13 protein-coding genes are annotated in these 10,439 nt (G+C 69.8%); 8 read left to right on the top strand and 5 right to left on the bottom strand.

Translation table 11 applies throughout. The features are described 5' to 3' along the window. Positions 1-30: 30 nt before the first annotated feature. On the bottom strand, positions 31-852 hold the full coding sequence (gene rsmI / locus ZRA01_RS15650) for a 16S rRNA (cytidine(1402)-2'-O)-methyltransferase (RefSeq protein WP_443096951.1): 822 nt from the start codon (positions 850-852) through the stop codon (positions 31-33). Positions 853-884: 32 nt separating this feature from the next. Between rsmI and ZRA01_RS15645 the strand changes: the two genes are divergently transcribed. The 7 genes from ZRA01_RS15645 (at position 885) to ZRA01_RS15615 (ending at position 6,383) form a co-directional block, all read left to right on the top strand. After that, a complete protein-coding gene (locus ZRA01_RS15645) occupies positions 885-1,334 on the top strand; it encodes a YraN family protein (RefSeq protein ID WP_141353887.1) in 450 nt (149 codons plus the stop codon). After that, positions 1,324-1,719 (top strand): HIRAN domain-containing protein, encoded by a 396-nt coding sequence (locus ZRA01_RS15640; RefSeq protein ID WP_141353885.1) that lies wholly within the window; start codon positions 1,324-1,326, stop codon positions 1,717-1,719. The genes ZRA01_RS15645 and ZRA01_RS15640 overlap by 11 nt, the downstream gene beginning before the upstream one ends. Positions 1,720-1,791: 72 nt before the next feature. Next, a complete protein-coding gene (locus tag ZRA01_RS15635; RefSeq protein WP_141353883.1) occupies positions 1,792-2,385 on the top strand; it encodes a phosphoheptose isomerase in 594 nt (197 codons plus the stop codon). Next, positions 2,382-3,008: a BON domain-containing protein gene (locus tag ZRA01_RS15630; RefSeq protein WP_141353881.1), complete on the top strand. Its 627-nt coding sequence runs from the start codon at positions 2,382-2,384 to the stop codon at positions 3,006-3,008. Before ZRA01_RS15635 ends, ZRA01_RS15630 begins: the two co-directional genes overlap by 4 nt. Positions 3,009-3,026: 18 nt before the next feature. Continuing rightward, a complete protein-coding gene (locus tag ZRA01_RS15625) occupies positions 3,027-3,458 on the top strand; it encodes a four-helix bundle copper-binding protein (protein ID WP_141353879.1) in 432 nt (143 codons plus the stop codon). Positions 3,459-3,613: 155 nt separating this feature from the next. Next, a complete protein-coding gene (locus ZRA01_RS15620) occupies positions 3,614-4,240 on the top strand; it encodes an Hpt domain-containing protein (RefSeq protein WP_170182994.1) in 627 nt (208 codons plus the stop codon). Positions 4,241-4,508: 268 nt separating this feature from the next. Then, positions 4,509-6,383, top strand: a complete 1,875-nt coding sequence (locus ZRA01_RS15615) for a potassium transporter Kup (RefSeq protein ID WP_246093692.1) — start codon at positions 4,509-4,511, stop codon at positions 6,381-6,383. Between the two features lie 81 nt (positions 6,384-6,464). On the opposite strand, the gene ZRA01_RS21285 is transcribed toward ZRA01_RS15615, so the two are convergent. The 4 genes from ZRA01_RS21285 to aroG form a co-directional block, all read right to left on the bottom strand. After that, the gene (locus tag ZRA01_RS21285; RefSeq protein ID WP_141353875.1) at positions 6,465-6,731 is read right to left on the bottom strand and encodes a DUF4124 domain-containing protein; all 267 of its coding nucleotides are present in this window, start codon (positions 6,729-6,731) and stop codon (positions 6,465-6,467) included. Further along, positions 6,731-6,964, bottom strand: coding sequence for a hypothetical protein (locus ZRA01_RS15605; RefSeq protein ID WP_141353873.1), 234 nt, complete (start codon positions 6,962-6,964; stop codon positions 6,731-6,733). Before ZRA01_RS15605 ends, ZRA01_RS21285 begins: the two co-directional genes overlap by 1 nt. A 182-nt stretch (positions 6,965-7,146) precedes the next feature. Continuing rightward, entirely contained in the window at positions 7,147-8,085 is a 939-nt protein-coding gene (gluQRS, locus tag ZRA01_RS15600) for a tRNA glutamyl-Q(34) synthetase GluQRS (RefSeq protein WP_246093691.1), read from the bottom strand. A 120-nt stretch (positions 8,086-8,205) separates the two neighbouring features. After that, positions 8,206-9,288: a 3-deoxy-7-phosphoheptulonate synthase AroG gene (gene aroG, locus ZRA01_RS15595; protein WP_141353871.1), complete on the bottom strand. Its 1,083-nt coding sequence runs from the start codon at positions 9,286-9,288 to the stop codon at positions 8,206-8,208. A gap of 223 nt (positions 9,289-9,511) precedes the next feature. Between aroG and ZRA01_RS15590 the strand changes: the two genes are divergently transcribed. Next, positions 9,512-10,429, top strand: coding sequence for a cyanophycinase (locus ZRA01_RS15590; protein WP_170182993.1), 918 nt, complete (start codon positions 9,512-9,514; stop codon positions 10,427-10,429). Positions 10,430-10,439 lie beyond the last annotated feature (10 nt).

Genomic DNA, 10,439 nt, shown 5'->3' with positions numbered 1-10,439 from the left:
TCGGCGTTTCCTTGAGAGGCCTCGCCGGGCTCAGCCCTCGCGGAGTTCCAGCGCCCGCTCGTAGAGCGCGTTTTTTGGCGCCCCGGTGATCGCGGCGGCCAGCTTGGCGGCCTGCTTCACCGGCAGCTCGGCCAGCAGCAGCCCGAGCACCCGCTCGGCCTCCGGCGGCAGGCCTTCGGCGGGCGGCGCGGCCGACACCAGCAGCACGAACTCGCCCCGCGAGCGGTTGGGGTCAGCGGCCAGCCAGGCCGGCGCATCCAGCAGCGGCATGCGCGCGATCTGCTCGAACATCTTGGTGAGCTCCCGCGCCACGACGATCTGGCGGCCCGGCTCCAGCGTCGCGGCGATGTCGTCGAGGCATTCGGCGATACGGTGGGGCGCCTCGTAGAACACCAGGGTGCCGGGCACGCCGCGCAGCGCGTCGAGCTGCGCCTTGCGGGCCGCCGACTTGGTTGGCAGGAAACCATGGAAGTGGAAGTGGCCGTCGGCCAGGCCCGAGGCCGACAGCGCCGCAATCGCCGCGCAGGCGCCCGGCACCGGCACCACCGGAAAGCCGGCCTCCTGGATGCGCGCCACCGCCCGGGCGCCGGGGTCGGAGACGGCCGGCGTGCCGGCGTCGGTGATCAGCGCCACGTGGCGGCCCTCCTCCAGCATCCGGATCACCTGGCCGGCGGCGGCCTGCTCGTTGTGCTCATGCAGCGCCACCAGCCGGGTGGTGATCCCGAAGGCGTCGAGCAGCTTCTGGCTGTGCCGGGTGTCCTCGGCGGCCACCGCGTCGACGGCCTTCAGCACCGCCAGCGCGCGCAGGCTCATGTCCTGAAGATTTCCCAATGGCGTAGCCACCACATACAATGACGGCGTCCTTGAGAGTGGAGAAGCGACGGATGCGTCAGAAGATATTGGGAGCATGGCAGACATGGCGGGCAAAAGCGGAGGAGCCCGATTGTGGGCGCGACGCCCCCCCGGCGCAAGCCGCCCACCTCAAACGGGGCCACGCCGCCGAGACCCTGGCGGCCACCTACCTGCAGGGCCACGGGCTGGGCATCCTGGCGCGCAATGTGCGCTTTCGCGGCGGCGAGGTCGACCTCATCGCCGACGACGGCGGCTGCATCGTCTTCGTCGAGGTGCGTCTGCGCCAGGACAGCCGCTTCGGCGGCGCCGCGGCGAGCATCACCGCGGCCAAGCAGCAGCGCATCATCCTCGCCGCCCAGATGTGGCTGGGCGGGGCCGGCCGGCGTCACGCCAACCAGCCCTGCCGCTTCGACGCGATCCTCCTCGACCGCCTCGACCCGGCCCGCATCGACTGGATCCGGGGCGCCTTCGATGCCTCCTAGGCGTCTCGCTGCGCTCACCTTTGCCCTGAGCCTGGCCCTCTGCCTGGTCCTGGCCCCCACCCCCGCCGCGGCCCAGCGCATCCAGGTGCTGGTGCACAGCGCCCCGCTGGCGGGCTTTCAGTACTACGCCGGCAAGATCCTGTGGGACGAGATGCAGGAGGGCGACCGCCTGGCCCTCGTCCGCGAATCCGACAACCGCCACGACCCCCACGCCGTGCGCGTCGAATGGCGTGGCACCAAGCTCGGCTACCTGCCCCGCAGCGACAACCGGGCGGTGGCCGCCGAGATGGACAAGGGCACGCCGATCGGCGCGCGCATCGGCCGGCTCAGCCGCGATCCGAACCCCTGGAAGCGCCTGCGGGTCGACGTGTACGTGGGTTTGTAAGCGAGTTTCAGGCCCCGGGCCCAGCGTCCGGCGCCGATGCTAGAATCCGAGACACTTTTTCCGGAGCCTCCAATGGACCTTGTCGCCCGCATCGCCCAGCAATTCACCGACAGCGCCCAGACCAAGCTGGCAGCCCTGGAGTTCATGGCCGACCCGATCGCCGCCGCCATCGACGCAATGACCCACAGCCTGATGTCGAACGGCAAGATCCTCGCCTGCGGCAACGGCGGCTCGGCGGCCGACGCCCAGCACTTCGCGGCCGAACTGCTCAACCGCTTCGAGCTCGAGCGCCCGCCCCTGGCCGCCCTCGCCCTCACCACCGACAGCTCCACGCTCACCTCGATCGCCAACGACTACGACTTCTCGCAGGTCTTCTCCAAGCAGGTGCGCGCCCTCGGCCAGCCCGGCGACGTGCTGCTGGCCATCTCCACCAGTGGCAACTCGCCCAACGTGATCGAAGCCGTGCATGCCGCCCACGAGCGCGAGATGCGCGTGGTGGCCCTCACCGGCAAGGGCGGTGGTGAGATCGGCGCCCTGCTCGGCCCCGACGACGTGCACCTGTGCGTGCCCGCCGACCGCACCGCGCGCATCCAGGAAGTCCACCTCCTCACCCTCCACTGTCTGTGCGACGGCATCGACTGCCTCCTGCTCGGAGTTGAAGAATGAACCCCATCCGCAAGCACCTCGCCCTGGCCACCCTGGCCGTGGCCACCCTCGGCGCCGTGCAAGGCTGCATCCCCGTCATCGTGGGCGGCACCGGCATGGCCGTGGCGATGGTCTCCGACCGGCGCAGCTCCGGCACCTACGTCGAAGACGAAGGCATCGAATGGAAGGCCGGCAAATGGATCTCCGACCGCCTCGGCGACAAGGTCCACGTCAACGCCACCGCCTTCAACCGCAAGCTGCTGCTCACCGGCGAGGCCTTCAACGAAGAGAGCCGCGAAGAAGCCGGCCGCCTTGCCACCAGCGTCGAGAACGTGCGCGAGGTGATCAACGAGCTGCGCGTCGCCCCCACCAGCAGCCTCGGCAACCGCGCCAACGACAGCTACATCAGCTCCAAGGTGAAGGCCCGCTTCGTCGACCAGAAGGATTTCCACGTCCAGCAGGTCAAGGTCGTCACCGAGGCCGGCACCACTTACCTGATGGGCCTCGTGACCGAGCGCGAAGGCAGCGCCGCCACCGAGATCGCCCGCACCACCAAGGGTGTCCAGAAGGTCGTGCGGGTGTTCGAATACATCAGCGAAGAAGAAGCCCGCCGCCTCGACGGCGCAGCCGAGTCCACCCAGTAAACCAACGGAGCCAACACCATGAACCGTCGTGAAGCCCTCTTCGCCACCGGCGCCCTCCTCGCCGCCGCCGGCACCGCCCAGGCCGCCGACCACAGCCACCACCACCACGACGGCGCCCACCCGTGGCAGGCCGTGCTCGACACCGCCGGCATCTGCATCGAGAAGGGCGAAGTCTGCCTCACCCACTGCATCATGCTGCTCGGCGAAGGCGACAAGGCCATGGCCGCCTGCGCCACCAGCGTGCGCGAGATGCTCGCCTCGTGCCGCGCCCTGATCTCCCTCGCCGCCGCCGAATCGAAGTTCGCCCCCCGCCTGGCCGCCCTGTGCGTGGACGTCTGCAAGGCCTGCGAGGCCGAGTGCAAGAAGCACGCCGACAAGCACAAGCCCTGCAAGGAGTGCATGGAGAGCTGCGCCGAATGCGCCAAGGCCTGCAAGGCCATGGCGGCCTGAGCCAGCACGGCGCTCACGCTGCGAGCCCGCCCGCCGGCGGGCAGCAAGCCCCCTCAAAGCCCCCGCGCAGCGGCCCGTCCGCACCTGATGCCCGGCCGCCCGTGGTGCCGGCCACTACCCCGCTGCAGCAGACAAGGGATCTGAAAGAGAAAAACATGACGCCAGCGCAGGCCTTTCCGCATCCCATCGACGGCCTCGACCCGGCCGCCGGGCTCCGTCGCATGGAAGGCGACGTCGATCTCTACACCACCCTGCTGCGCGACTTCATCGCCTCCGAAAAAGACGCCGCTCAGGCCATCGCCGATGCCCTCGCCCGGGACGACCGGGCCGCAGCCACCCGCCGGGCCCACACCGTCAAGGGTCTCGCCGGCACCTTCGGCGCAGTGCGCCTGCAGCCCGCGGCCCAGTCCCTCGAGGCGGCCCTGCGCGACGGCGCCGCCGCCGGGCCGGTGGCAGAAAGGCTGGCCTACTTCGAGGCTGCGCTGGCGGCCCTCGTCGATGCCCTGGAAGCTGGCCTGCCGCCGGAAGACACCACCACGGCCGACGCCGAAGCCATCGACCGGGCCCTGCTGGAGCAGGTCTGCCGGGAGCTCACCGGCCTGATGGCCAACTGGGACGTCTCGGCCCGCCGGCTGCTCGACAGCCACGCCCCCCTGCTGCGCGCCGCCTTCCCCGACGACTTCACCGCGCTCCAGAGCGCCCTGCGCGACTTCGACTTCGACGCAGCCTCCGCCCGCCTGGAAGCCGCCTGCACGCAGGCCGGCATCACCCCGGGGGCCTGACACGCCACAAGGCACGGCGAGCGCGGGGACACCGCGATCGCCGGCCGCTTTCAAGGAAACACAGGGCAAGCCCAGGTTTCCTTGAATCCCCTCGGCGGGCGGGCTGGGCAAAGCCCGGCCCCGGGGGTGTTCCGTTGAGACGAATCAACAAAACCATCGCCAAAGAGGGGAGAATCCGGCCCACGCGTGCATACGCTGCAGGCAACCGGCCGCGCCCCGAAGTCGAGGGCCTGGCGGCGATCCGTCATCCACTGAAAGCGTCTCGACAGTGTCCAACCCGCACTCCAAAAAGCCTCTGGCGCCGGTCGTGATCGGCGCCATCGGCGTCGTCTTCGGCGACATCGGCACCAGCCCGCTGTACGCCCTGAAGGAAATCTTCAACGGGCACCACCCCATCCCCATCACGCCCGACAACATCTTCGGCATCCTGTCGATGGTGTTCTGGTCGATCGTGGCCCTGGTTGCCGTGAAGTACGTCAGCGTGATCATGCGCGCCGACAACCGCGGCGAGGGTGGCTCGCTGGCGCTGCTGTCGCTGATCACCGAGCGCTCCCATCACCGCGTCGTCACCTGGCTCATCTCGCTGCTCGGGATCTTCGCCGCCGCACTGTTCTACGGCGACAGCATGATCACCCCGGCCATCTCGGTACTGTCGGCGGTGGAGGGGCTGGAGATCATCACCCCCGACCTGAAGCCCTACGTGCTGCCGCTGACGGTGGGCATCCTGAGCGGTCTGTTCTTCATCCAGCGCCGCGGCACCGGCACCGTGGGCCTGTTCTTCGGCCCGGTGATGATCGGCTGGTTCGGCGTGCTGGGGCTGCTCGGCGTGCTCGAGATCGCCCGCCACCCCGACGTGCTGGCGGCCCTCAACCCGATCTACGCGATCCGCTTCATCGGCACCCACCCGGGCCTGGCCTTCCTGGCCCTCGGCTCGGTGGTGCTGGCGGTCACCGGGGGCGAGGCCCTGTACACCGACATGGGTCACTTCGGCCGCTTCCCGATCCGGCTGGCCTGGTTCGGCTTCGTGATGCCGGCGCTGGTGCTCAATTACTTCGGCCAGGGTGCGCTGCTCCTCAACGAGCCGGCGGCCATCAGGAACCCCTTCTTCCACCTCGGCCCCCAGTGGGCGCTGATCCCGCTGGTCATCCTGGCCACCCTGGCCACCGTCATCGCCTCCCAGGCGGTGATCTCGGGGGCCTTCTCGGTGGCGCGCCAGTCGGTGCAGATGGGTTTCCTGCCGCGCATGCTGATCGTGCACACCTCCGGCAAGGAGCAGGGCCAGATCTACGTACCCTTCACCAACTGGACCCTCTACTTCGCGGTGGTGGCCCTGGTGCTGGGCTTCAAGAGCTCGTCCAACCTGGCCGCCGCCTACGGCATCGCCGTCACCGGCACGATGCTGATCGACACCATCCTGGTGGCCTTCGTGATGGTCCTGCTGTGGCGCTGGCACCCGCTGGTGGTGGCCCTGGTGGCCGGCGCCTTCCTGCTGGTGGACATCGCCTTCTTCGCCGCCAACGTCATCAAGATCCCCGAAGGCGGCTGGTTCCCCATCGTGATGGGGCTGATCTCCTTCACGGTGCTCACCACCTGGCGCCGGGGCCGCAAGCTGGTGCGGCGCGAGCTCGCCAAGCAGGGCATCCCGATGTCGGCCTTCCTCCCGGCGATCGGCAGCGACATCCACCGGGTCAGCGGCACCGCGGTGTTCATGACGAGCTCGAAGGAAGGCGTGCCGGCAGCGTTGCTGCACAACCTCAAGCACAACCAGATCCTGCACGAGCGGGTGGCGCTGGTGACCGTCGAGACCACCGACACGCCCTACGTCAATGACTTCGACCGGCTCTACCTGCACCCCATGGAAAAGGGCTTCATGCGCATCGTGATCCGCTACGGCTTCATGGAAGACCCGGACATCCCCCTCGCCCTCGAGCAGTGCAAGCGCTTCGGCGAACCCTTCGAGATGATGGAGACCACCTTCTACGTGTCCCGCGAAACGGTGATACCGGGCGTGCTGGGGCGGCGGATCAACCCGTGGCGGGCGCGGCTGTTCGCCTTCATGTCGAAGAACGCCACCAGCGCCACGGACTTCTTCAAGATCCCGAACAACCGGGTGGTGGAGCTGGGCACCCAGCTGGTGATCTGAAGGAATGCCCCCCGGTCGGGGGCTGCACGCGGGGGGCTGAAAGAAGGCGTATGGCGCGTCGGCGATGCCTCGCCGGCGGGCTCAGCGCCGGGCCGGGCGAAGCTCGACGGGCGGCGGCACCGCCGCGCCAGCGGCCCCGGCAGCCCGTATCGCCGGCGGCACCGGCTGCGCCGCGGCCGGCGGACCGGACGGATGGACGTAGGCGCAGGGCCGGTCGGCAAACACCACCCGGCCCTCCTCCACACATTTATAGACCGCCGCCGGGGCCGCGACGGGAAGGCCGGCGCAGCACCCCACCACCGCCAGCCGCCAGGCCATCGGCACGACCTTCTGGCGTGAGACCCTCATCAAGGCCGGACGGCGGCCCCGGGGGCCTTCAGATCCCACTGGGCCAGGATCTCGGCGGCCTGGCAGGCCAGCTCCGGGTCGTCGAAGCCTTCGCGGGACGGCACGCGCACGAAGGTGCGCAGCGGACGGCCGTTGGCCTGCAGGACGTCGTACCACCCATCCCACTTGTGCTGGCCACGCCGCAAGAGGGCGTAGGAGTGATAGACGACATCCGGAGAGAGCTGCTGTGCCATGGGAAACTCCTGCATCAGAACCGTGCCGGCACTCCGGCATCGCTTGTGCCCGAATTCTAGTCAGCCGACGCGAGAGCAAGGGTGAAACAAGATTGCAGAGGGGCCCCGCGAATCACATTGCAACAATCCCGGGCCCGCCGCACCGGAAGACCGGTTGCGGGGCACCGCGGGAGGCCCCCGCCTCAGCCGTAGCGGGGCGCCGGCACGGCCCGCCAGCGCGGCACCCGGGCCATCGACCAGCGCTGCCGGGCCCACGCCCACACGGCTGCCAGGCCCGCGTCGGCGAGCCCGACGGGAGGCTGCTGGCCGAGAAAGTCGAGCGCATCCACCAGCACCCGGGCCGGGTCGCCGCCGTCGACTGCCCGGGCCAGGGTTTGCTTGGAGAGCTTTTCACCGGCGCTGTTGCTGGCCACCGGCAGGTGGGCGTAGGCCGGCGAGGGATGGCCAAGCAGGCGCTGCAGCAATATCTGCCGGGCAGTGGAGTCGAGCAGGTCGGCCCCGCGCACGACCTCGGTGACACCCGCCGCGGCGTCATCCACCACCACCGCCAGCTGATAGGCGAACAGGCCGTCGGCGCGCAGCAGCACGAAGTCGCCGACGTCGGCGGCCACGTCCTCGCAGATCAGGCCCTGCACCGCGTCGTCGAAGCTCACCACGCCCGGCTCGACCCGCAGGCGCCAGGCCCGCGCCTCGCGCCCCGGCGGCAGGCCATTGCGGCAGGTGCCCGGGTAGCGCCGCGTGCCGTCGCGGGCGAGGGCCGAATCGGCGATCTCCTTGCGCGTGCAGGCGCAGGCGAACACCTGGCCGGCGGCGCGCAGCTGCTCGAAGGCCGCCCGGTAGGCGTCGGTCCGCCGGCTCTGCCAGACCACCGGGCCATCCCATTCGAAGCCGAAATGCTCGAGGGTGCGCAGGATGCCGTCGGCGGCGCCGGGCACGGTGCGCGGCGTGTCCACGTCCTCGATGCGTAGCAGCCAGCGCCCCCCCGCGGCGCGAGCCGACAGGCAGCTGCCGAGGGCCGCCACCATCGAACCAAAATGCAGCGGGCCGCTGGGCGACGGGGCGAAGCGCCCCACAACACGGCCGCCGGCAGGCCCGGCGAGGTCGACACCAGGCAGCGGCACCGGCAAACCCCTTTGTGCGGGCCGTCACGGCGGCCCATGAAAATCGCCCGCGGAAGGCGGGCGTCGGAAACAGCCCGGCCGGGCGCCACCGCAAGGCGCGGCGGCCCGGCGGGAGGCGGCTTACTCTTGCGCGGCGCGCAGCACGCGGCGCTGGCGCACGGCCTCGGCCAGCACGTCGAGCACGGTGAGGCTGTCTTCCCAGCCGATGCAGGCGTCGGTGATGCTCTTGCCGTATTCGAGTTCGACGCCCGGCTTGAGGTCCTGGCGGCCTTCCTTGATGTGCGACTCGACCATCACGCCGATGATGCGCTCCTCGCCCTTTGACATCTGCTCGGCCACGTCGCGGGCCACGTCCACCTGGCGCTTGAACTGCTTGCTGCTGTTGGCGTGGGAGAAATCCACCATCAGGCGGGCCTGCAGGCCGGAGGCGGCGAGCTCCTTGCAGGCCGCATCGACGCTGGTGGCGTCGTAGTTGGGAGCCTTGCCGCCGCGCATGATGAGGTGGCAGTCCTCGTTGCCGGTGGTGGACACGATGGCCGAGTGGCCGGCCTTGGTGACCGACAGAAAGTGGTGGGGCGACTGGGCGGCCTTGATCGCATCGACGGCGATGCGGATGTTGCCGTCGGTGCCGTTCTTGAAGCCCACCGGGCAGGACAGGCCGGAGGCCAGCTCGCGGTGCACCTGACTCTCGGTGGTGCGCGCGCCGATGGCGCCCCAGCAGATCAGGTCGGCCAGGTACTGGGGCGTGATCATGTCGAGGAACTCGGTGGCGGCCGGCAGGCCCAGCTCATTGACCTCCCACAGCAGCTTGCGGGCGAGGCGCACGCCTTCGTTGATGGAGAAGCTGCCGTTGAGGTGCGGGTCGTTGATGAGGCCCTTCCAGCCCACCGTGGTGCGGGGCTTTTCGAAGTAAACACGCATCACCACCAGCAGGTCGTCCTGCAGGCGGTCGGCCTCGGCCTTCAGGCGGCGGGCGTATTCCATCGCCGCGTCGTAGTCGTGGATCGAGCAGGGCCCGATCACCACCAGCAGGCGGTCGTCTGCGCCGAAGAGGACGCGGTGGATCGCGCTACGCGCCGCAAAAGTCGTCTCGGCCGCCTTCTTGGTGGCGGGAAACTCCCTCAGCACGTGGCTGGGCGGGTTGAGTTCCTTGATCTCCTTGATCCGGACATCATCGATGGTGACTTTTGAAGCGGTGTGCATGGCGAACCCTGTCGGCAACTTTTTGGTAAGTCGTGGATTCTAGCCCATGCACCCCGCCAGCCGCCACGTTGGCGGGCCCCGGCGATGGGTGCGGAGAGCCGCTTGCAGGCTCCACCTACGCGCCTCCCGAATTCCGCCTGCCGGACGCACAGGCTATAGTCGCGCCCCTTCCCCGCCCCGGCGGCGGGCCTGCATGGCCATCACGGCCGAACTCCGATCCTCGATGCGAACCTTCCTGCACCTCCTCGCGGCACCCGCCATGCGGCTGTTCATCCAGTTCATCGCCCTCCTCGGCGGCCTCGCCTTCGCCGGACCGGCCGCGAGCGAGCCGCCCGGCCCGCTCACCCGGCCGGGCAACCTCATCATCGTGGGCGGCGGCGACACACCCGCCGCCGTTCAGCAGCGCTTCGTGACCCTCGCCGGCGGGCCCGGGAAGGCGCGGATCGCCGTCTTCCCGATGGCCAGCACCCAGTTCGACGAGGAAGCCCAGGAGGTGATCGCCGAACTCCGCAAGCTGGACGCCGACCCCCACCTGATCAACCTAGAACGCCACGATGCCCAGACGGAAGCCACGGCCCAGCAGCTCGAGGCGTTCTCGGGCTACTGGTTCCTGGGCGGCGACCAGAACCGTCTCGCGGCGACCCTGCTCGGCACCCGGGCCCTCGACGTCATCGAGCGCCGCTACCAGGAGGGCGCGGTCGTGGGCGGAACGTCCGCCGGCGCCGCGGTGATGACGAGCGAGATGCTGACCGGCCGGCAGAGCAACGAACGGGGCGATTCGCCGCCCATCGCCCGTGGGGCGATCGACCTGGGCAAGGGCTTCGGCTTCCTGCCGGATGCGATCGTCGACCAGCACTTCCTCAAGCGCGCCCGCTACAACCGCCTGCTGAGCGCGGTGCTCGACCGGCCACAGCTGATCGGCGTCGGCATCGACGAGGAGACGGCCCTGCTGGTCCGCCCGGACGGCCGCTGGGAGGTGCTGGGCAAGAGCTACGTGAAGGTGATCGACGCCCGCGGGGCGCGCATGACCCACGACCGCAGAAACCTCACCGGCGCCAGCAACATCCGGCTGCACCTGCTGCCGCGGGGCGCAATCTTCGATCCGAAGCGGACGCGCATCACACTGCCGGACGGCGGCTGAAGGGCAGGCG

Origin of the sequence: Zoogloea ramigera, from assembly GCF_006539865.1 — a bacterium.
In the GTDB taxonomy this organism is placed as follows: domain Bacteria; phylum Pseudomonadota; class Gammaproteobacteria; order Burkholderiales; family Rhodocyclaceae; genus Zoogloea; species Zoogloea ramigera.
Note: the sequence above shows the minus strand (reverse complement) of the source record. Positions and strands in the feature narration are given on the sequence as shown.